Source organism: Streptomyces sp. NPDC088387 (assembly GCF_044753385.1).
In the GTDB taxonomy this organism is placed as follows: domain Bacteria; phylum Actinomycetota; class Actinomycetes; order Streptomycetales; family Streptomycetaceae; genus Streptomyces.
On the sequence record NZ_JBIVNC010000002.1, the window covers coordinates 131,692 to 151,491 of the forward strand.

The 19,800-nt window shown below is 71.7% G+C and carries 17 protein-coding genes; 8 read left to right on the forward strand and 9 right to left on the reverse strand.

Going from position 1 to position 19,800, the window contains the following annotated elements:
- Positions 1–414: 414 nt before the first annotated feature.
- Positions 415–1,845, reverse strand: a complete 1,431-nt coding sequence (locus ACIQAC_RS05265) for a dihydrolipoyl dehydrogenase family protein (RefSeq protein WP_402187145.1) — start codon at positions 1,843–1,845, stop codon at positions 415–417.
- A 143-nt stretch (positions 1,846–1,988) separates the two neighbouring features.
- On the opposite strand from ACIQAC_RS05265, the gene trxA reads away from it, so the two are divergent.
- Positions 1,989–2,372: a thioredoxin gene (gene trxA, locus ACIQAC_RS05270; RefSeq protein WP_402187147.1), complete on the forward strand. Its 384-nt coding sequence runs from the start codon at positions 1,989–1,991 to the stop codon at positions 2,370–2,372.
- A 10-nt stretch (positions 2,373–2,382) separates the two neighbouring features.
- On the opposite strand, the gene ACIQAC_RS05275 is transcribed toward trxA, so the two are convergent.
- Together ACIQAC_RS05275 and ACIQAC_RS05280 are read right to left on the reverse strand one after the other, a co-directional pair.
- Positions 2,383–3,402, reverse strand: a complete 1,020-nt coding sequence (locus ACIQAC_RS05275; RefSeq protein WP_402187148.1) for a LacI family DNA-binding transcriptional regulator — start codon at positions 3,400–3,402, stop codon at positions 2,383–2,385.
- Between the two features lie 149 nt (positions 3,403–3,551).
- Positions 3,552–4,232, reverse strand: coding sequence for a TetR/AcrR family transcriptional regulator (locus ACIQAC_RS05280; RefSeq protein ID WP_402187150.1), 681 nt, complete (start codon positions 4,230–4,232; stop codon positions 3,552–3,554).
- 112 nt (positions 4,233–4,344) lie between these two features.
- Here ACIQAC_RS05280 and ACIQAC_RS05285 point away from each other — a divergent pair, with 112 nt between their 5' ends.
- Positions 4,345–4,908: an NAD(P)H-dependent oxidoreductase gene (locus tag ACIQAC_RS05285; protein ID WP_402187152.1), complete on the forward strand. Its 564-nt coding sequence runs from the start codon at positions 4,345–4,347 to the stop codon at positions 4,906–4,908.
- Between the two features lie 98 nt (positions 4,909–5,006).
- Here ACIQAC_RS05285 and ACIQAC_RS05290 read toward each other — a convergent pair whose 3' ends face one another.
- Both ACIQAC_RS05290 and ACIQAC_RS05295 read right to left on the reverse strand, forming a co-directional pair.
- Positions 5,007–5,504, reverse strand: a complete 498-nt coding sequence (locus ACIQAC_RS05290) for a hypothetical protein (RefSeq protein ID WP_402187153.1) — start codon at positions 5,502–5,504, stop codon at positions 5,007–5,009.
- A 117-nt stretch (positions 5,505–5,621) separates the two neighbouring features.
- On the reverse strand, positions 5,622–6,671 hold the full coding sequence (locus ACIQAC_RS05295; protein WP_402187155.1) for an ArsR/SmtB family transcription factor: 1,050 nt from the start codon (positions 6,669–6,671) through the stop codon (positions 5,622–5,624).
- Positions 6,672–7,014: 343 nt separating this feature from the next.
- Between ACIQAC_RS05295 and ACIQAC_RS05300 the strand changes: the two genes are divergently transcribed.
- Together ACIQAC_RS05300 and ACIQAC_RS05305 are read left to right on the forward strand one after the other, a co-directional pair.
- Complete coding sequence (locus ACIQAC_RS05300) at positions 7,015–9,249, forward strand: MMPL family transporter (RefSeq protein ID WP_402187157.1); 2,235 nt, start codon at positions 7,015–7,017, stop codon at positions 9,247–9,249.
- Between the two features lie 78 nt (positions 9,250–9,327).
- On the forward strand, positions 9,328–9,870 hold the full coding sequence (locus ACIQAC_RS05305) for a hypothetical protein (RefSeq protein ID WP_402187159.1): 543 nt from the start codon (positions 9,328–9,330) through the stop codon (positions 9,868–9,870).
- A 439-nt stretch (positions 9,871–10,309) separates the two neighbouring features.
- Here ACIQAC_RS05305 and ACIQAC_RS05310 read toward each other — a convergent pair whose 3' ends face one another.
- On the reverse strand, positions 10,310–11,002 hold the full coding sequence (locus tag ACIQAC_RS05310; RefSeq protein ID WP_402187161.1) for an alpha/beta fold hydrolase: 693 nt from the start codon (positions 11,000–11,002) through the stop codon (positions 10,310–10,312).
- Positions 11,003–11,245: 243 nt separating this feature from the next.
- Between ACIQAC_RS05310 and ACIQAC_RS05315 the strand changes: the two genes are divergently transcribed.
- Both ACIQAC_RS05315 and ACIQAC_RS05320 read left to right on the forward strand, forming a co-directional pair.
- Positions 11,246–14,044: a LuxR C-terminal-related transcriptional regulator gene (locus ACIQAC_RS05315; protein WP_402187163.1), complete on the forward strand. Its 2,799-nt coding sequence runs from the start codon at positions 11,246–11,248 to the stop codon at positions 14,042–14,044.
- Positions 14,045–14,283: 239 nt separating this feature from the next.
- Positions 14,284–15,291, forward strand: a complete 1,008-nt coding sequence (locus ACIQAC_RS05320; protein ID WP_402187165.1) for an AraC family transcriptional regulator — start codon at positions 14,284–14,286, stop codon at positions 15,289–15,291.
- On the opposite strand, the gene ACIQAC_RS05325 is transcribed toward ACIQAC_RS05320, so the two are convergent.
- The gene (locus tag ACIQAC_RS05325) at positions 15,249–16,064 is read right to left on the reverse strand and encodes a class I SAM-dependent methyltransferase (protein WP_402187166.1); all 816 of its coding nucleotides are present in this window, start codon (positions 16,062–16,064) and stop codon (positions 15,249–15,251) included. The two genes, ACIQAC_RS05320 and ACIQAC_RS05325, sit on opposite strands and share 43 nt — an antisense overlap.
- A 138-nt stretch (positions 16,065–16,202) precedes the next feature.
- On the opposite strand from ACIQAC_RS05325, the gene ACIQAC_RS05330 reads away from it, so the two are divergent.
- Entirely contained in the window at positions 16,203–16,985 is a 783-nt protein-coding gene (locus ACIQAC_RS05330; protein ID WP_402187168.1) for a TetR/AcrR family transcriptional regulator C-terminal domain-containing protein, read from the forward strand.
- 77 nt (positions 16,986–17,062) lie between these two features.
- Here the strand turns inward: ACIQAC_RS05330 and ACIQAC_RS05335 are convergent, their stop codons facing one another.
- On the reverse strand, positions 17,063–17,950 hold the full coding sequence (locus ACIQAC_RS05335) for an aldo/keto reductase (protein ID WP_402188192.1): 888 nt from the start codon (positions 17,948–17,950) through the stop codon (positions 17,063–17,065).
- Between the two features lie 248 nt (positions 17,951–18,198).
- Here ACIQAC_RS05335 and ACIQAC_RS05340 point away from each other — a divergent pair, with 248 nt between their 5' ends.
- A complete protein-coding gene (locus ACIQAC_RS05340) occupies positions 18,199–18,816 on the forward strand; it encodes a TetR/AcrR family transcriptional regulator (RefSeq protein WP_402187170.1) in 618 nt (205 codons plus the stop codon).
- Between the two features lie 95 nt (positions 18,817–18,911).
- On the opposite strand, the gene ACIQAC_RS05345 is transcribed toward ACIQAC_RS05340, so the two are convergent.
- Positions 18,912–19,727, reverse strand: coding sequence for a polysaccharide lyase family 7 protein (locus tag ACIQAC_RS05345; protein WP_402187172.1), 816 nt, complete (start codon positions 19,725–19,727; stop codon positions 18,912–18,914).
- Between the last annotated feature and the right edge of the window lie 73 nt (positions 19,728–19,800).

The window sequence follows — 19,800 nt, forward strand, 5'->3', positions numbered from 1 at the left end:
GACGGGCGGAGCGGTGGACGCGGCCCGGCGTCAACGGGGCAATGTCCGCGCCCACACCCACCCGTCACCCCAGACGGCACGCATGCCCGCGGCTGTGACGGGCGGAGCGGTGGACGCGGCCCGGCGTCAACGGGGCAATGTCCGCGCCCACACCCACCCGTCACCCCAGACGGCACGCATGCCCGCGGCTGGGGTGAGCGACGGTGTGGACGCGGCTGTGGCGGGCGGAGGGGTGGGCGCGGTTCGGTGTCAGCGGGGCGATGCCCGTGCCCGGTCTCCCCCGTCGCCCCACGGGGCATGCGTGGCCGCGGCTCTGGCGAGGGGGCTGGGCGGCGCGCTGTTTTTAGGGGTGCGGGGAACTGCGCGAGCGGCCACTCGCTACCCGCACCCGCACACCCGCCCCCGGCGGAGCCGTCAGCCTCGGTATGTCTCCAGTAGGCGGAGCCAGATTTCGCTGATCGTGGGGTAGGACGGGACCGCGTGCCAGAGGCGGGAGACGGGGACCTCGCCGGCGACGGCGATCGTGGCCGAGTGGATCAGCTCACCGACGCCGGGCCCGACGAACGTGACGCCGAGGAGGATCTCCCGGTCCAGGTCGACGACCATCCGCGCCTTGCCGCGATACCCGTCGGCGTACAACCCGGCCCCGGAGACCGAGGAGAACTCGACGTCGACGGCCCGCACCCGGTGACCGGCCTGCTCCGCCTCCGCGAGGGAGAGCCCCACCGCACCGGCCTCGGGGTCGGTGAAGACGACCTGCGGCACGGCGTCATGGTCGGCGGTCGCCGCATGCGCGCCCCACCGGTCGGTCTCCAGCAGGGGCACACCCTGCGCACGCGCGGCGATCGCGGCCCCGGCGATCCGGGCCTGGTACTTGCCCTGGTGGGTCAGCAGCGCCCGGTGATTGACGTCTCCGCACGCGTACAGCCAGTCGCTGTCCGTGACCCGCAGACTGTCGTCGACGGACAGCCACGAGCCGGGCTTCAGCCCGATGCTGTCGAGCCCGATGTCCTCGGTGCGCGGGGCGCGGCCGATGGCGAAGAGGATCTCGTCGGCCTCGATCCGGTCGCCGCGGTCCGTCTCGACGACGACCGTGCCGTCCTCACGCGCCACCGACGTCACGGAGCTGCCGGTGCGGATGTCCACGCCGGCCTCGATGAGCGACTCCGCGATCAGTTCGCCGGCGAAGGGCTCCATGCGGGGCAGCAGGCCCTTGCCGCGCACCAGCATGGTGACCTGCGAGCCGAGGGCGTGCCAGACGGTGGCCATCTCGGTGGCGACGACTCCGCCGCCGACCACCACCAGGCGGCCGGGCACACTCTGGGAACTGGTGGCCTCACGGCTGGTCCACGGCCGTACGTCGGCGATACCGGGCAGGTCGGGCAGCTGGGCCCGGGTGCCGGTGCACACGGCGACGGCGTGCCGGGCGGTCAGCGTGTGCTGCTCACCGTCGGGGCCGGTCACGATCACCGTGCGCGGCCCGGCGAGCCGGCCGTGCCCCCGGTACAGATCGGCGCCGATGCCGTCGAGCCAGCCGATCTGGCCGTCGTCCTTCCAGTCCGAGGTGAAGTAGTTGCGGTGCGCGAGCACCTCGGCGACGTCGAGGTCGCCCTGCACCAGCTGCCGCAGGCCCGGCACCCGGCGGGCGTCCGCCCGCGCGATGACCGGGCGCAGCAGGGCCTTGCTGGGCATACACGCCCAGTACGAACACTCGCCGCCGACGAGCTCGCTCTCGACGATCGCGGTGGAGAGTCCGGCCGCGCGGGTGCGGTCGGCGACGTTCTCCCCCACGGGCCCCGCTCCGAGCACTACGACGTCGTACATCTTGGAATCCGTTTCCGTCATGGGGCCCAGTCTGGTGGGTGGTGTGCGTCGTGGCCACACGGGTACGTGCGCCGAAGCGTGCCCGTGCGCGCACGGAATAGCCGCCGGTCCGGTGGTGTTCCACGGACGGTCTCCCCCGACACCGGAAAGCAGGGATGCAGGTCATGAGCAGCACTGTCGAGCTCACCAAGGAGAACTTCGACCAGACGGTCACCGAGAACGAGTTCGTTCTGATCGACTTCTGGGCGTCGTGGTGCGGGCCGTGCCGCCAGTTCGCACCGGTCTACGAGCAGGCCGCGCAGGACAACCCGGACCTCGTGTTCGGCAAGGTGGACACCGAGGCGCAGCCGGAGCTGGCCGCCGCCTTCGGGATCCAGTCCATCCCGACCCTGATGATCGTCCGTGACCAGGTGGCCGTGTTCGCGCAGCCGGGCGCGCTGCCCGAGGCCGCGCTGACGGACGTCATCGGCCAGGCCCGGAAGCTGGACATGGACGAGGTCCGCAAGTCGGTCGCCGAGCAGCAGGCCCAGGCCGGGCAGGGCGAGTAACCGGGGCCACTCAGCTGGAGTCGCGGTGTACGACCGTGGCTCCCAGCACCCTGTGTGTCTCGGGCGCCGCCCCGGGGTCGCGGACCGCGCGGTCGACCAGTTCCGCGAGGTCGCGGCCGGAGGGCAGCTCGATGTGGACCGTGCTCAGGCGCGGTCGCAGCAGCCGTCCGAGCATCAGGTCGTCCGCGCCGATGACGGCCGTGTCCTCGGGGACGCGTACGCCCTGGTCCTGGAGGGCGCGCATCAGCAGCATCGCGTACTCGTCGTTGTAGGCGAAGACGGCGTCCAGGCCGAGTTCGGGCCAGTGCGCGGCGAGCCGGGCGGCGGCGTGTTCGTCGTAGGCGAGCGGTAGTTCGCGTACCCGGTCCTCGGTGCCGTGCAGGGCGCGGCGCACGCCCTGGAGACGGGGGCGGGAGAAGAGTTCCAGGCCGGGTTCCTCGGGGACGACGACGCCGATCCGGTGTCTGCCGCGGGCGTGGAGATGGGCGCCGGCCGCGCGGCCGACCTCCTCGTGGTCCATGAGTAAAGCGTGCGCGCCCTCGACGGACTCGGGTCCGAGGGTGACGACGGCGCGGGCGCCGGCCCGTTTGAGGACCTCGACGCCCTGCGGGCCGAGGCCGGATCCGGGGACGAGTACGGCGACGGGCCGGAGTTCGGCCCAGGCGCGGGCGGCGTCGTCGCCGCCGAGGCCGACCGTGCCGTACTGGACGACGGTGTAGTCCAAGCGGCTGACGGCCCACTGGAGTTCGTTCAGGAACTGGCTGTAGAGCGGTCCGACCGGGACGGTCGGCGAGGGCATCAGCACCATGCGGCTGTGCCCGGCGCGCAGACTGCGCGCGGCGGCGTGGGGGACGTATCCGAGTTCTTTCGCGGCCTCGTGGACGCGGCGGCGGGTGGGTTCGCTGATCCGTACGGCGCTGGTGTTGTTCAGTACGTACGAGACGGTCGCGCGCGAGACTCCGGCGAGCCGGGCCACATCGGCGCTCGTGGGGACGGGGCGAGGCGCTGGGGCGTTCGGTATCTGCACCATGACGTACGGCATCTTGGCAGAGGCCGCGGGGCAGCCATCGAGCGGGACCGGGTTGTTTTCCCTTGGACTTTCTCTGGACTTTCCCCGGACTTTCTGAGGATCTGGCGGCTGCCGGGACGTGTGGGGTCACCGGGGTGTGGCGCCGCTTCTCAGCAGGGCGCGCCGCCCGTGAGCACCCGTGCCACCAGGTCGCACCAGGCGGCCTCCAGCCGTTCCTGCGACATGCCGCACTGCCGGGTCAGGTGATGGACGAGACCGGGGCTGAGCTGGGCCATCAGCGCGTGCGCGAGGAGTTCGCAGTCCCCGTCCGGGACGGCTTCGCGCAGCAGGATGGTGATGTGGCTGTGCAGCAGCCGGCGGGCCGGGACGACATAGCGGCGGTCCGGGGTCGGCTCCGCGGCCATCTGGAGTTCCAGCTCGTCGGCGGCGCGGCGCAGTACGGCGATTCCGAACGCCCTCAGCCGTTCGTCGGGCGGCGCGCCCGGTCCGAGCGGGGGCGGACCAGCGAGGAACGCGGCCTGGAACTTCTTCTCCGAGTGGTCCAGGAGCGCGTTCAGCAGTCCCGTCCGGTCGCCGAAGCGGCGGAAGACCGTCCCCTTGCCGACTGCGGCGGCCGCGGCGACGGCCTCCATCGTGACGCCGGCGGCGCCGTGCTTCTCCACGAGTCGCGCGGCCGCGTCCAGCAGCCGCGCTCGGTTGCGGGCCGCGTCGGCGCGCAGACAGGGCTCGTCGTCGGGGGACCCCAACTGGAGCAGATCGATGTCCTCGACAAGCTCCGAGGACCGCCCGACGGGCGGCAGAGAGGCGGACATGAAGACAGCGTAAAGCATCGGGAAGAAACTGGACCGCGGTCCGGTTGGAGTGCTACAACAGTGAAACGGACCTCGGTCCGGTTACTGAAAGCCATGCTTCCCCCCGCGTTTCACCTCTCTGGAGTCCCTCATGTCCGTTCGTATCCTCGCGCTCGTCGGCAGCCTCCGCGCCGGCTCGCACAACCGCCAGCTCGCCGAGACCGCCGTGAAGATCGCTCCGGCCGGTGCCGACATCCAGCTGTTCGAGGGCCTCGCCGACGTCCCGTTCTACAACGAGGACATCGACGTACCGGGCAGCGTGCCGGCCGCGGCCGTGAAGCTGCGCGAGGCGGCCGAGTCCGCCGACGGCTTCCTCTTCTTCACGCCCGAGTACAACGGCACGATCCCGGCCGTCCTGAAGAACGCCATCGACTGGCTGTCCCGCCCGTACGGCGCCGGCGCCCTCGGCGGCAAGCCGGTCGCCGTGGTCGGCACCGCCTACGGACAGTACGGCGGCGTCTGGGCCCAGGACGAGGCCCGCAAGGCCGTCGGCATCGCCGGCGGCAAGGTGCTGGAGGACGTCAAGCTCTCCATCCCCGGTTCCGTGACCCGGTTCGCCGAGACGCACCCCTCCGACGACGCCGAGGTCATCGGCGATCTGACGGAGGTCGTGTCGCGGCTGCACGGGCACGTGGGCGAGGCCGCCGCGGCCTGACCGTGCACGGAGAGGTGGGGCCGGAGCGTGACACACGCTCCGGCCCTCTCTTGTGCCGGGGCGGTGACCCGCGCCCGGCGCCCCCGTGCGGTGGAGGATCAGCAGTTGCGGATCGACCAGACCGGGCTCCAGTTGTAGGAGGCGCTGCTCGCACCCACCGGAACCGACGTCAGCAGATTGCCGCTCTGGCCGTAGAAGCGGCCGGTGGCGCCGCCGGTCTGGGAGTTGCGGTAGCCGCCCGTGCCCACGAAGTTGGACAGCGCGTACGACTCGCAGTGGTAGAGGTAGAAGACCGCGTAGTCGCCCTTGGTGGAGTCCCACGCGGCGACGCACAGGTTGCCGCTCTCGCAGGCGACACTGCCGAGCGCGGCAACGTGCACGATCTTGTTGGGCTTCGGCCAGGTCGTCGGCGGCTCGGCGGCCACGGACGAGGGCGCGGACGCACCCTCCGGGGCCGGCGGCATGGTCAGTACCTGGGCGGCGGCGCGCTCGGGCGCCGGAGTGGCGGCCTGGGCCGGGGCGGTGGTGGCGAGGACTGCGGCCACGACGCAGGCCGCGGCACTGAGGACGCCGATGACGGAGTGCCTGTCGCGCATTCGGTGAAACCCCCTGTGAGGATGGCGACATACGGGCCGCGCAGGTCGGACGCGGCCCCGCTTACAGACCCAGGCTCACGCCGGTGACACGGCCGCGCCAGACGTTGAAGCCGTGGCTTACACGTCGTAGCCCGTGCTCGACGGGCCGGCGAGCAGGGTGAGTCCGGCCGGGGTGACGGTGTGCAGGACGTGTCTGCCGCGGCGCACGCTCACCAGGAGGCCCGCCCGGCGCAGCACCGCGGTGTGCTGGCTGGCGGCGGAGCCCGAGATGCCGAACCGCCGGGCGAGTTCACCGGTCGTACGGCCCCCGACCACGTCCTCCAGGATGGCCGCCCGGGTCCGTCCGAGGAGTTCGCCGAGTTCGGCGGCGTGCTCCGCGGGGTGGTGTGCGCGGGCCCAGCCGAGGGTGTGCTGGACCGGATAGACCAGGACGGGGGTGAGTTCGGGCGCCGGTTCGGCGAGCATCACGGGGCGCCGGGAGCAGAAGAAGGACGGCTGGAGCAGCAACCCCCTTCCGTCGAGCCGGAGTTCGCGGTCGACCGGGTAGTCCACCTCAAGTACCTGTGAGTCCCAGCGCAGCACCGGGCGGAAGCTCCTGAGGAGCCCGTCCGTGCCGCCGTCCAGTACCGCACGCGCCCGCTCGGACCGGTCGGCGTCGACGTGTGCCCGGATGTGCGGCCAGAAGGGTTCGACCGCACGCCGGTAGTAGGTGTGCAGGGCGGCGCCCAGACGGTGCAGTGCGTGGGGTTCGCCCTCGGCCAGGGCGCGGAAGCCCGCCGTGGTCGGGCGCGGGCGGCGCAGCGGGGATTCGGCGAGCAGCGTCAGGTCAGCGCGCAGGGTGGCCCTCGGGGTCGCCAGCACGGTGTCGACCGCGCCCTCGATGCCCACGGCGCCCTCCGTGCCGAAGGCGCCGTATCCGCGGTGCACGCCGCCCAGGTCGGGTGTGAGGAAGTCGGGCGAGTAGCCGCGCGGGGGAAGGAGCGCCGCGAGCAGCCCGTAGGCGGGGTTGAGCCGGGTGCGGACCTGTTGCCGCCAGTCGCCGAAGGCGAGGACGTCGCCGTCGTGGACCAGCGCCTGGAAGCTGTTGGCGATCTCCCAGAGCGGGTCGGGAGCGGCGGCCACGCGGACCCGGGCGATGTCCTCGGCGGTGAAGTGCAGCCGCAGCATGTGCTCTCCGACGGTGGTCCGGCATCGGGCGGCCGACGCCGCCCCACGACCCTGTCCGAGCCCCGCGGGCCGGGCAAGGGGACTTCCGGCCAGGCGAGGCCGGACACACCACACACCCCACTCGGTCGTGACCCAGCTCACACGATCCGGACCGAACTCGCGGGCCGTTTCCCCGTCTTGTGTGCGCCAACCGCTCACAGACGCAAAGAAACAACCAATGCCAGAAATACAGAAAACATGGTGTGGCTCGGCAAGTTACCGCCGAATGCCCTCTCCCTCGTACGTCGTCCGTCCCCAACCGCAGTCCCTTTAGCGGAAATCGATCGTTCAGAAAGGAGCAGGGATGTTCCATCGCGTGGCAGAACTCACCGTTCGCCGTCCCAAGGCGGTCCTCTTCATCGCCGCCGTCCTAGTCGCCGCCATGGGTGTGATCGGCGTGGGCGCCTTCGGCAAGCTCGTCGGCGGAGGCTTCGACGACCCCGACTCGCCCTCCACACAGGCCCGCCAGGTCATCGACGAGAGGTTCGGCGGCGAGGCCAACCTCGTCCTCCTCGTGTCCACCGGCGACGGCAGGGTCACCGACCCCGCCGCCCGGCAGGACGGCGAGGAACTCGTCGCCGTCCTGCGCGAGGAGCCCACCCTCAGCAACGTCGTCTCGTACTGGGACACCGACAGCGAGGCCCTGCTGTCGAAGGACGGCACCTCGGCGATGGTCCTCGCCCACGTCGAGGGCGACGAGTCCAGCCAGGACACCCACGCCCACGACATCATCGAGGCCTACACCGGCACCCGCGACAGCCTCACCGTCCGGGCCGGCGGCGGCACCGCCGTCAGCGCCGAACTCTCCGACCAGGTCCTCAAGGACCTGCTGCTCGCCGAGATCATCGCCGTCCCGCTCACCCTGCTGCTCCTGCTGATCGTCTTCGGCGGCGTCGTCGCGGCCCTCCTCCCGCTCGCCGTCGGCACCATCGCGGTCGCCGGCACCTTCGCCGAACTGTCCCTGCTCGGCAGCGCCACCAACGTGTCGATCTTCGCGATCAACCTGACCACGGCACTGGGGCTGGGTCTCGGCATCGACTACGCCCTCCTCATGATCAGCCGCTTCCGCGAGCAACTGGCCGCGGGCACCCCGGTGGACGACGCGGTACGCACCACCGTCAACACCGCGGGGCGCACGGTGGTCTTCTCGGCCGGCACGGTCGCGGTGGCGCTGACGGCACTGCTGGTGTTCCCGCAGTACTTCCTGCGCTCGTTCGCCTACGCCGGTGTCGGTGTCGTCGTCATCGCCGCCATCGGCACACTGTTCGTGATGCCCGCCCTGCTGAAGGTGCTGGGCCACCGCATCAACAAGGGCCGCATCCCCTGGCCCCGGGCGGGCGGCCGGCGCCACGCGCCGGCACCGTTCTGGGGCCGGCTCGCGGGTGCCGTCATGCGCCGCCCGGTCCTGACCGCCCTGCCCGTCCTCGCGGTGCTGCTGCTCGCCGCGTCGCCGCTGCTGGGGGTCACGTTCGGCACCCCGGACGAGCGGGTGCTGCCCGAGGACGCCGAAAGCCGCCAGGTCTCCACGGTCCTCCAGAGCGACTTCGCCGGTGACGACGAGGCCGCCATCCAGGTCGTCGCCGACGGCCGGGTCGCCCACGTGGAACTCGACGCGTACGCCGAGCGCCTCGCCCGGCTCCCGGGCGTGGCCCGCGTCGAGGCCGCCACCGGCACCTACACCTCCACCGGCCGGCAGGCCCCGGGTCCCGGTGCACAGGCGCTCGAACGCCCCGACGCACAGCGGCTGTCCGTGATCGGGACGGCGGCACCGAAGTCCGACGCGGCGCAGGACCTGGTCGGCACCGTCCGCGACACCCCGGGACCCACCGGTGCCGGCCGGACCCTGGTCGGCGGCGGGGACGCCGAACTCGTCGACACCAAGGACTCCATCGCCGACCGCCTCCCGCTCGCCGCCGGACTGGTCGCGGTGACCACGTTCGTCCTGCTGTTCCTCTTCACCGGCAGCATCGTGCAGCCGCTGCGCGCCCTGGTCCTGAACATCGTCAGCCTCGGTGCGGCGATCGGTGCGATGACCTGGATCTTCCAGGACGGCAATCTGTCCGGCCCGCTGGGCTTCACCGCACAACCCATGGACACGTCCATGACAGTGCTGCTGTTCTGCATCGCCTTCGGACTCTCCATGGACTACGAGGTCTTCGTCACCAGCCGCGTCAAGGAACTCCACGACGCCGGCGAGTCCACCGGCGACGCGGTGGTGCACGGCCTGGGTCACACCGGACGGATCGTCAGCGCGGCGGCCTGTCTGCTCGCCGTCGGCTTCTTCGCCTTCGCCACCGCCAAGGTCAGCTTTATGCAGATGTTCGGCATCGGGAGCGGTCTGGCCATCCTCATCGACGCCATCGCCGTCCGTGGGGTCCTGCTGCCCGCCGCGATGCGGCTGCTCGGCCGCGCCAACTGGTACGCGCCGGGCCCGCTGCGCAGGTTCCACGACCGCTTCGGCATCAGCGAGGGCGGCCCCGCGCCCACCCCCGCCCCCACCCACTCCGACCCGCACACCGGTGTCTCCGCGCGAGCGTGACCGGCCGGCCGCCCGGCCCGTGTGACGGAACCACGGCACCACCCGTAACACCCCCTCAACCAACGGAGATCCGAACTCATGCGCAAGTCCATGCTCATCGCCCTCGCGTCCGCCGGTGTCGGCGCCGCCCTTCTGACGGGCTGTAGCAGCGACGACTCGGCCGACGACAACACGGCGGCCTCCTCCCCGGCGGCTCCGGCAACGACCGCGGATCCGGCGACGCCCGACCCCGCCGACGACCCCGCCGACGACCCCGCCGGGACCGGCGGCTCCACCAGCCCGAGCGGCTCGGCCGGCGGCGGGGCGGCCGGGCTCGACGGCGGCTGGCTCGGCTCGTCCGACGTGGACCAGGTCGCCATGATCATCCAGGACGGCAAGGTCCAGCTGGCCTTCCAGAGCACGGACGGCAAGAAGCGCCACGCGTGCGAGGGCCTGTTGAAGGACACCGAGATGTCCCTCCAGTGCGTCGACAAGGCCAGCAAGGACCGGGTCAAGGGCACCGTCGAGATCAACAGCGGCGACAAGATCGCCATCGCCTGGTCCTCGGGCAAGAAGGACCTCCTCACCAAGAGCGGCGACGGCAGCGTCGACCTCTCCCAGTGGGGCGTGCCGACGGGCTGAGCACCGCCCGCACCACCCTGACGCCCTCGCGCGGCGCCGCTTCCGGTCGACGGAACGCGGCGCCGCGGCGGGGGCGTTACCCGTTGTGCGAGATGCGGGACGCAATACGGGACGGAATTCGGGATGGCATGAGATCGGGGCGGAATGAGATCGGGGCGGAATGGGGTCAGGACGGAATGAAAGACGGAATGCGGGACGGTATGGGAGACGGATTGCGGGACGGTATGGGAGACGGACGCGGATGAGGGTAGAACGCGGTGCTGAATCCGGTGCGAGGGTTTCCCGTTGGGCGGAATACGGTTTCCGCCGCTCACGCCGGTAATCCCGGTCGACGTAGGGATCAGTTCGCCCCGCCGTACATACGCCAACGCAAATGACCCCGGCCCGCGAGCAGACCGGGGGAAGTCCGCTGCGGGCCAGGGCCAGTCGGTCGGGCCGGCTAGGCGCCGGCCGCCTGCTTGATGAGGTCGACCACCGCGTCCGGCCGGGACACGTAGACGGAGTGGCTGCCCGGCACCTCGGTGACCGTGGCGCCGGCCCGCTCCGCCATCTGCCGCTGTGCGGGCGGCGGGATCATCCTGTCGTCGGCCGCGACCAGGTACCAGCTGGGCTTGGACTGCCAAGCCGGGTCCGTGACCGCTCCGTTGAGGGCGTCGAGTCCCCAAGGGACCTGCGAGTCGGCCATGAAGCGCGCCTCCGCCTCCGGCAGGTCGCCGGCGAACGAGGCGTGGAACCGCTCGCGGTCGAGGAAGAGGTGGCCGTTCTTCGGGGGCAGGATCGGCGGCACGGGGGCGCCGGGCGGCGGATCGGCGATGAGGGAGCTCACGGACTCGCCCTTGTCCGGCGCGAACGCCGCGATGTAGACGAGTGCGGCGACCTTGGGGTCCTGGCCGGCCTCGGTGACCACAACACCGCCGTAGGAGTGCCCCACCAGGACCGCCGGGCCGTCCAGTTCGGCCACGACCTGGAGCGTCGCGGCGACGTCGCCGACGAGGGTCTCAGTCGGGTTCTGCACGATGCTGACGTGGTAGCCGTCGTCCACGAGGCGCTCGTACACACCCCGCCAGCCGGAGCCGTCGACGAAGCCGCCGTGGACGAGGACCACGTTCCGCACGGACTGCGTTGCTGCCATCACTGGCCTCCTTCTGTGCGCGGCAGGTCCGGATCGGTTCGGTTCTCCCGGCCGCCCCAGCCTAGGAAGCCGGCGCCCGCGCGACTTCGGCCAAATGACCTAGCCCTCCGGGCCGTGCGCCGGGAAGGTAATGTGACCCACCTCACAATGCTATCTTCGAACTTTCTCACGCTGCTCGCGTCTTGTCGCTGATCCAGCTCGACCACAACGGGAGGCGTCATGTCATCCCCCACACCGTCGACTTTGGCTGACGGCAAGCTCGACGCCGGGGATTCCGGTCTGCCCTCGGCCGGCCGCCTCCTGGGGAGAGCGGAGGAGCTGCGGCTGGTCGACGAACTGCTCGGCTCCGCCGCCACCCGGGGCGTGGCGCTGATGCTGACCGGGGACGCGGGGGTGGGCAAGAGCGCGCTGCTCGAAGAGGCGGCGGTCAGGGCGGCCGAGGCCGGTTTCCACGTCATGCGGGTCAGCGGATCGCAGTTCGAGCAGAACGTCAGTTTCTCGGCCCTGAACCAGCTCCTCCAGCCGCTGGCGGGCGAGATCGCCGAGCTGCCGCAGCGGCAGGCGGACACCCTCCAGGCCATCCGGGGGCTCTCCGACGAGCAGCCGACCGAACTGCTGGCGATCGCCAACGCCGTACAGATGCTGCTGTCCCGTACGGCGGCGAAGAGCCGTCCGCTGGCGCTGGTCATCGACGACGTGGCGCTGCTCGACCGGCCGAGTGCCGCCGTGCTGGGTACCGTCGCCCGGTATGTGCGGGCCAACGCGATGGTGCTGCTGACGGCGTGCCGCACGGGCGACGAGTCGTTTCTGAGCAGCACCCGCATTCCGACGTACGAGGTCAAGCCGCTGGACGAGGACTCCGCAAGTGAGTTGGTGGCGGAGCGGTTCCCGGCGATGGCGACCCGGGTCCGGCAGCGCCTGGTCGCGGAGGCCGGTGGCAACCCGCTGGCGCTGCTCGAACTGCCCGTCACGCTCAACGAGGCGCAGCAGACGGAGCGGGGAGCGCTCCCCACGGTGCTGCCGCTGTCCGAGCGGCTCAAGGAGATCTTCTCCGTCCGGATGGGCGCGCTCCCGGAGCCGACGCGGAAGCTGCTGCTGCTCGCGGTGCTGGACGGCTCGGGCGATCTGCACATCCTCCAACGGGCCTCGGGCAGCTCCGACTTCCTGGCCGAGCTGGGGCCCGCCGAGCGTGCGGGCCTGGTGCAGATCGACTCGCCGACGGGCCGGCTGGCCTTCCGGCACCCGCTCACCCGCTCGTCGGTCATGGAGCTGTCGACCGGCGCGGAACGCCGCTCCGGGCATCTGGCGCTGGCCGGCGAGTTCCCCGAGGGGTCCGAGCGCCGGGCCCGGCACCTGGCGGACGCGGCCGTCGGCCCCGACGACGAGGTGGCCTCGCTGCTCAACGAGGTCGCCTACAGCACCCTGCGGCGCGGTGACGCCGTCGGTGCCATCACCACGCTGCTGCGCGCCGCCGAGCTGAGCACCACGGGTGCGCTCAAGGGCCGCAGGCTGGCGGAGGCGGCGTGCCTGGGCGCGAACATCACCGGCGACCTGCGCAACGTACGTGCCCTGCTGGACAACGCCGCGCTCGCCGACCCGGTGGGCGCCGAATCCCTCGCGGCCGCCGCCGCGGCTGCCAGCCAGCTGCTCAACGGCGAGGGCGACGCGGACACCGCGCACAAGCTGCTCACCGGCGCGATCGAGAACCACGGCCTGCGCGGCGGCACCGACGACAACATCCTCAGCGAGGCGCTGCATGTGCTGCTGTCGGTGTGTTTCTTCGGCGGCCGGGCGCAGTTGTGGGACTCCCTCGACGGTGCGGTGGCGCGCATCCCCGGCTCCGCCGACCAGCTGCTGCCGGTCATCCTCGGCGCGTTCGGCGATCCCGCGCACTCGGCGGTGCCGGTCCTGGACGACCTCGACGGGCTCCTTCTCGACCTGCACCGGGAGACCGACCCGAGACGCATCGTGCGTACGGCGATATCGGCGGTGTACGTCGACCGGCTGCCGGGCTGTCGCAGCGCCCTGCGGCGGGTCATCGACGACGGGCGCAACGGCGGGGCCATCGCCGCGGCGATCGAGGCGCTGTTCCTGCTGGGCAACGACGCCTACACCAGCGGACAGTGGGACGAGCTCGCCGACGTCGTCGACGAGGGGCTGCGCTGGTGCGTGACGTACAACTACCGGCTCACGGCGACCACCGGGCAGTATCTTCAGGGGCTGCTGGCCGGGGCGCGGGGCGACGACGCGGTCGCGCGGGACCTCGCCGACCGGCTTGTGTCGTGGGGCAATCCGCGCGGCCTCGGCACGCTGCGGGTGTACGCCTCCCACATCCGGGCGCTGTCGGCGCTCGGCGGTGCCGACTTCGAGGCCGCGTACCGGCATCTGCGGTCGGTGGGGACACCCGGCACGGTGCCGTCGCACATGGCCCACACCCTGTGGCTGTTCTTCGACTTCGCCGAGGCGGCGGCACGCACCGGGCGGCACGCGGAGGCCGTCGCCCATGTCGCGGCGGTCAAGGCGAGTGACATCCCGTCCGTCTCGCCGCGGCTGGCGATGCTCGCGGACGCCGCGGAGGCCATGGCCGTCCCGGACACCATCGACCACGAGCTGTTCGAGCGGGCCGTCAACGCCCCCGACGCCGAGCGGTGGCCGTTCGACTGGGCGCGGATCTGTCTGGCCTACGGGGAGCGGCTGCGCCGGGCGAAGGCGGGGGTCGCGGCCCGGGTCCATCTGGACGCCGCGCTCAGCACGTTCCAGCGTCTGGGCGCCGAGCCGTGGAGCGCGCGGGCCGCCAACGAGCTGCGGGCGACCGGGATTCCGGTCAAGACCGTGGGGCTCGGCGACGACCGGCTCGCCCTGCTGACCCCGCAGGAGCAGCAGGTCGCCCAGCTGGCGGCGACCGGACTGACCAACAAACAGATCGCCGCACAGCTCTTCCTGTCCCCCCGAACCGTGGCCGCGCACCTCCGCAACGTCTTCCCAAAACTCAACGTCACCTCCCGCGCGGGCCTACGGGACGCCCTGAGCGGGCAGGCGTAGCGGGGCCGCGGTGCGGGAGGGGGCGGGGCCGGGACACCGCCGGGCGGCCGGGCCGCACAGCCACACCGTCGAATGCGGACAGCCGCCCCGTGTGGTCGGGCTGTCGCAGCGGGTGGACGCGTCGGCGTGGTCGCCCGTCGGCACGGGGCCTCTGGCCTGCGGCGTTACGGACTGGGCCGGTCGGACAGGTGCGGCACCGCGACGGCCTTCCCGACAGCGCCTCTTCGATACGATGAGGTGTGTACTCCTGGAGCGAAGTGGTCGACGTGCCCTCGGTGGGCGCCTGGGACGAGGTCTTCTCCGACCTGCACGGGGCCATCCGCATCAGCGTCCCCGACCACCGCGCACGCTGGAGCGGCCGGCTCGACCTGCAACGGTCCGGGACCTACGGCCTCGCGATGTGCGCCAGCGGACGGGAAACGGTCGTCAGGGAGTCACGGCACATCCGGACCGACCCGCGCGGGACGTACGAACTCCTCGTACCGCTCGCCGGCACGGCATGGGTGGAACAGGGGCCGTCCACCGCGGAGTTGGGCGTCGGCAGTATGGCCCTGTGCGACATCGACCGGCCGCTGACGTTCGCCCACGACTCCGGCTTCCGGTCCCTCGCCCTCATCGTGCCGGGCGACGGCGTCACCGCACGCAGTCCGGCCGCCGCCCGTGAGCCGCGGCTGATCAGCGGCACACGCGGACTGGGCCGTGTTATACGGCAGTTGGTGTCCACCTTGCAGGAGGAGCGCGCGGAGTTCTCCGAGACCACCTTCGACATCGCCTGCGACCGACTGCTCGACCTCGTCTGCCTGGCCGCCGAGGGCGGCACGGACTCCGCCCCCACCGGACAGCGGGCGGCGGTCGAGGCCTCGATCCGGCGGTACGTCAGACAGCACGCCGGCGATGCCGACCTGGACGTCCACAGCGTCGCGCGGGCGCTGGGCTGGTCGACCCGCCATGTCCAGCAGGTGCTCCAGGCCGCCGGCACCACCGCGCGCGACCTCATCCGCCGCGAACGGCTCGACCTGGCGAAGAGCCGTCTGGCGGGGGCGAGTTGGCGGAGCCGGACGATCGCGCAGATCGCCCACTCCTGCGGCTTCGGCAGCCACTCCTCGTTCGCGACCGCGTTCCGGGCGGAGTTCGGCATGACGCCCCGCGAGGCGAGACGGGGCGCCGGCCGACCACTGTCCCTCCAGACCCCGGCGTCAACGCCTCAGCGGCGCCGCGCCCACGCTCCCACCAGCTCCGGAAGATAGACGATCGCCTGCGCCTCGGCGCACTGTCCCCTCAGCCGCTCCTGGAAGGTGTCGAGGCCGACTTCCCCGGCGGTGGCGATCCCGCTGCGTTCGACCAGGGGCAGCAGACTGGTCAGCGTCTGGGCGAACAGGGTCATCGCCGTCGAGGACGCGTCGCCGGTCGGTACGGCCGTGGCGACCCCGGCGTCGACGAGCCCCGACTGCCGCAGCACCTGCGCCAGTCGCCCGCCCATGTCGGGATCGCGGCCGCCCGCGCGCAGGGCCGCGCACATCCATTCACGGCTCTCGTTCACCAGGGGGACGTCGGGGATCGCGCGCGTGCGTGAGGTGTTGAAGTCCTGGAAGGTCACCAGACCTCCGGGGCGGACCAACCGCGTCAGTCCCGTGACCACACCCACCGGGTCGGCCAGATGCATCATGATCAGGCGGCCGACAACGGCGTCGAAGACTCCGGTGAGTTCGAGAGCGGCGAGTTCACCCTGCTCGAACGAGACGTTGGTGAGGGACGCGTCCGCGATGTTGCCGCGGGCGATGTCCAGCACACCCGGATCCATGTCCACTCCGACAACACTCCCCGTGGGGCCGACGATACGGGCGGCGGCGACGGACACCTCGCCGGTGCCGCAGCCGACGTCGAGGACGCTCATCCCCTCACTCAGGCCCGCGAGCCGCAGCAGATGCTCGGTGTGTCTCGCGTACAGCGCGCCCTGCACACTGAGCCGGTCCGCCTCGCCCGAGGTGGTTCCCATGACATAGGTGTCGGCCACCGACATCTTCGTCCTCCCGTCGCCCGGACGACCGAACCTAGAGCGGCCCCATGCGGGGCGCTTCGGCCAGATGACCTAAGGCGTTCCGGTACTGTCGGACGGCGCCACGACCGACGTCCCGAAGACGGCGATAACATCGTTATCATGCCGATCGACAGTGAAGATCCCACCACGGGGCGAGTCAGTGCCCCGCCGCCCGCAGCCCGTGCCCGAGCCCTGGTGGTGGCGGCCCGGGAGATCGTCGACGCCGGCGGGCTGGAAGCACTCACGATGCGGCGCCTCGCCGACACCGCCAAGCTCCAACTCCCGGCGATCTACCGCGTCTACGGCAACAAGCAGGCCCTGCTCGACGAGATGGCCGAGGCGATCCTGGCCGAGGCCCTCACCGACAGCCTCGGCGCGTCGTGGGACGCGGAGGTCGCGCACCTCGCCGGGCAGCTGCGCCGGGCCCTGCTCGCGCAGCGCGACGGCGCCAGGATCGTCGGCGGCAGTTACGCCGCCCAGCGGCACACCCTCGCGTTCGCCGACCGCCTCGCCGGGGTGATGCAGCGGGCCGGCTTCCAGGGTGTGGCCGCACTCTGGGCGACGTCCACCGTCTTCTGTTACGTCCTGGGCGAGGCGCTGGAGCAACAGGGCCACACCGAGGGCGTGCTGGACAGACTGGACTTCGCCGAGGCGCGTCGGACGTATCCACGGCTCTTCGCCACCCCGGTCGAGGAGATCGTCAACTTCGACGACCGCTTCGACTTCGGCCTGGGCCTGATCCTGGGCGGCCTGCGCGAAAGGCCGGCGGGGGTGGAGCGGACCGGGACGACTGAAGCGACCGGGCCGACCGGCACGACCGGGCCGACCGGGCCGACCGGGCCGACCGGGCCGACCGGGCCGACCGGGCCGACCGGGCCGACCGGGCCGACCGGGCGGAGCTAGCACCCCGCCCCGCCCGGGCACTCCCCTCCCCCGCCCCGTCAGGCGCCCCGGCCGAATCCACCCCACCCCACCCCGCCTCAGTACCGCCCGCCCACGACCCGCGCCGCGAGCCCGTCCAGCGTGGCGGTGTCCTCCTCGGTCAGTTCGATCGACGCGGCGGCCACGTTCTGCTCCAGCCACTTCACGCGCTTGGTGCCGGGGATGGGGATGACGGGGACGCCGAGTGCCGCGCCGCGCCCGTGCACCCAGGCGAGCGCCAGCTGCGCCGGAGTGACACCCCGCAGCTCGGCCAGCTCCCGGACGCGGTCCGCGATGACGTCGTTCTCCGAGGTCTGGAACCGGGGCAGCCGCCGCCGCGCGTCACCCGTGGGCAGGGCCGACACGTCCACCGTGCCGGTCAGGAAACCGCGGCCCAGCGGCGAGTACGCCACCAGGGCCACACCAAGCTCGCGCAGGGCATCCCCGACGGTCGCCTCCAGGTCACGGGACCAGATCGAGTACTCGCTCTGGACCGCCGTGATCGGGTGCACGGCGTACGCGCGCCGCAGCAGCGCCCCGTCCACCTCGGAGAGGCCGATGTGCCGGATCTTCCCCTCCTTGACCAGCTCCGCCATGGCGCCGACCGACTCCTCGATCTCGGCGTCCTGCGCGGCCCGGTGCAGATAGAAGAGGTCGATGTGGTCGACGCCGAGCCGCATCAGGGAGGCGTCGCAGGCGCGCTTGATGTAGCCGGCCGTGCCCCGCAGGGCCCAGCTGTCGCCGGTCACCCGGTCGATGCCGGTCTTGGTGGCCAGCTGGACCTCGTCCCGCCGGCCCGCGATGGCGCGGCCCACCAGCACCTCGTTGTGACCGAAGGCGTAGGCGTCGGCGGTGTCGATGAGGGTGACGCCCAGGTCGAGCGCGCGGTGGACGGTGGCCACGGCGTCGTCCCAGCTCGTGGGGCCGTAGCCCTCGCTCATTCCCATGCAGCCGAGGCCCTGGGAGGAGGTGGTCAGATCGCCGATCGAAATCCTGTTCACGGACTCTCTCCGTTCGGTGTGCACGGCGGAAGCGCAGGCCGAAGTGGCCCGTGCGGGGCCGTGGGGCAGATGTACGATGTCTGAAACCGGAGCACCCTCCGGTAGTAACGACGTTACCGGAGGCCCCTCCGGTATGCAAGGTGGGACGGCCCGTGTCCGCCCGCGGCGCACCACCGACCGAACTGGGAGTGCACATGCCGGAACCTCAGCGACCCGCGCAGCCGGTCCGTGCGCACGCCCGCAGGAACCGCGAGAAACTGCTGGCCGCAGCGCTGGAGGAGTTCAACGACCCCGGCAAGGACGCCTCACTGGGCAGCATCGCGAGAGCCGCGGGCGTGGGCATCGGCACGCTGTACCGGCACTTCCCGAACCGGGAGTCCCTCGTCCTCGCCACCTACGAGTACGAGGTCGAGCAGCTGTGCTCCGGCGCGGACGACCTGCTCGCGTCCCTGCCGCCGGACCAGGCGCTCGCGGAGTGGCTGAAGGGCCTGGCGAGCCTCCTGGTCACCAAGCAGCACATGTCCGAGGCGCTGCGGTCGATGGGCCCCGTGGACACCTGGGAGTCCGCGTCGTACACGAGGGTCTACGGCACCATCGACACCCTGGTGAACGCGGGTGTCGCCGCCCGGCGGATCCGGGGCGACCTGGAGACGGCCGACGTGGTGCTCGCCATGAGCGGGCTGCTGCGGCTGGACGTGTCCGGCGACTGGAGGGCCCAGGCGGACCGTCTGATCGGCCTCCTCATGGACGGCCTGCGCACGGGGGCGGGCACGCCCGCGCCCGACGGCGGCACCGCGGACCACCGGAACTGACCCGCGCCCCGCTCCTCCACCTCCACACCCCGCTCAACAGACCGCGGCCACCGGGAAGCCCCCTCCCCGATGGCCGCGGCCTCACCACACACTTCTTAGTTGTGCGTCACTTTCACGCTGTACAGGGCGACTTCGCCGTAGTTCGAGGTGTTGCACGGCGAGGAGTTGTTGCAGTTCGCCTGGGTGTAGTCGCCGGCCTTGAAGTAGCCGCTGCTGAACGCCGCGGTCACGGTGGCCAGCTTGGTGCCGTTGTAGTAGACGTCCACCTTTCCGTCGTGGGCGACGAACTTGCCCTGGAAGCGGGTGCCGAGCTTGTAGTTCGAGGTCACGAGCTTGTAGTGGGTGTTGTTGTACGAGGTGATGTACAGGCTGGACCCTTCGAGGCGGAACGCGGTGACGTCGCTGTCGGAGTCGTGGATCTGACCGGCCATCACATGTGGTTTGACCTTCGGGAGTTGGGTGATCGCCTCGTCGAAGACCATCGTGTGGGTGCCCGACGTGGACGGCCAGCTCGCGTTGCCCGAGCCGTCGGCGGTCATCTCGCGCAGCTCCGAGCGCGGGTAGCCGGAGTTGCTGGTGGTGGCGCCGTTCACGGCGGCCCGCATCAGGATCGCGGTGCAGTTGGCGTTGGTGGTGAACCAGGGGGTGCTGCTGAACGACCCCAGGGCGGGCTGCTTGACCTCCTGCGGCGAGCCGGAGCTGTTGGGGAGCGGCAGCTGGAGCTTCCAGGCCTTGCTCAGGCCGATGGCGGCGGCCGGCGCGGGGCAGGCCTTGGGCTGGGCGGGGGCCGCCGACGCGTTGTGCACCGAGGCCAGCAGGCCGACGGCGAGCGCCGGTGCGGCCACCAGGACCAGGGCGCGGCGGGACCTCCCCCGCGATGGTGTGCGCTGTGGTGTGCCGAGCTGTTTCATGTACGGCTCCTTCATGTCCGGGCCATGACAGGCCCGGGTACGGAAGTGCACGATCAGGAAGTGCTCGCCGCCG

What these genes read in the sequence shown, in the direction of transcription:
- ACIQAC_RS05265 (WP_402187145.1), bottom strand. Translation starts at nt 1,845, where the DNA reads ATGACGGAAACGGATTCCAAGATGTACGACGTCGTAGTGCTCGGAGCG.
- trxA (WP_402187147.1), top strand. Translation starts at nt 1,989, where the DNA reads ATGAGCAGCACTGTCGAGCTCACCAAGGAGAACTTCGACCAGACGGTC.
- ACIQAC_RS05275 (WP_402187148.1), bottom strand. Translation starts at nt 3,402, where the DNA reads ATGGTGCAGATACCGAACGCCCCAGCGCCTCGCCCCGTCCCCACGAGC.
- ACIQAC_RS05280 (WP_402187150.1), bottom strand. Translation starts at nt 4,232, where the DNA reads ATGCTTTACGCTGTCTTCATGTCCGCCTCTCTGCCGCCCGTCGGGCGG.
- ACIQAC_RS05285 (WP_402187152.1), top strand. Translation starts at nt 4,345, where the DNA reads ATGTCCGTTCGTATCCTCGCGCTCGTCGGCAGCCTCCGCGCCGGCTCG.
- ACIQAC_RS05290 (WP_402187153.1), bottom strand. Translation starts at nt 5,504, where the DNA reads ATGCGCGACAGGCACTCCGTCATCGGCGTCCTCAGTGCCGCGGCCTGC.
- ACIQAC_RS05295 (WP_402187155.1), bottom strand. Translation starts at nt 6,671, where the DNA reads ATGCTGCGGCTGCACTTCACCGCCGAGGACATCGCCCGGGTCCGCGTG.
- ACIQAC_RS05300 (WP_402187157.1), top strand. Translation starts at nt 7,015, where the DNA reads ATGTTCCATCGCGTGGCAGAACTCACCGTTCGCCGTCCCAAGGCGGTC.
- ACIQAC_RS05305 (WP_402187159.1), top strand. Translation starts at nt 9,328, where the DNA reads ATGCGCAAGTCCATGCTCATCGCCCTCGCGTCCGCCGGTGTCGGCGCC.
- ACIQAC_RS05310 (WP_402187161.1), bottom strand. Translation starts at nt 11,002, where the DNA reads ATGGCAGCAACGCAGTCCGTGCGGAACGTGGTCCTCGTCCACGGCGGC.
- ACIQAC_RS05325 (WP_402187166.1), bottom strand. Translation starts at nt 16,064, where the DNA reads ATGTCGGTGGCCGACACCTATGTCATGGGAACCACCTCGGGCGAGGCG.
- ACIQAC_RS05330 (WP_402187168.1), top strand. Translation starts at nt 16,203, where the DNA reads ATGCCGATCGACAGTGAAGATCCCACCACGGGGCGAGTCAGTGCCCCG.
- ACIQAC_RS05335 (WP_402188192.1), bottom strand. Translation starts at nt 17,950, where the DNA reads ATGGGAATGAGCGAGGGCTACGGCCCCACGAGCTGGGACGACGCCGTG.
- ACIQAC_RS05340 (WP_402187170.1), top strand. Translation starts at nt 18,199, where the DNA reads ATGCCGGAACCTCAGCGACCCGCGCAGCCGGTCCGTGCGCACGCCCGC.
- ACIQAC_RS05345 (WP_402187172.1), bottom strand. Translation starts at nt 19,727, where the DNA reads ATGAAACAGCTCGGCACACCACAGCGCACACCATCGCGGGGGAGGTCC.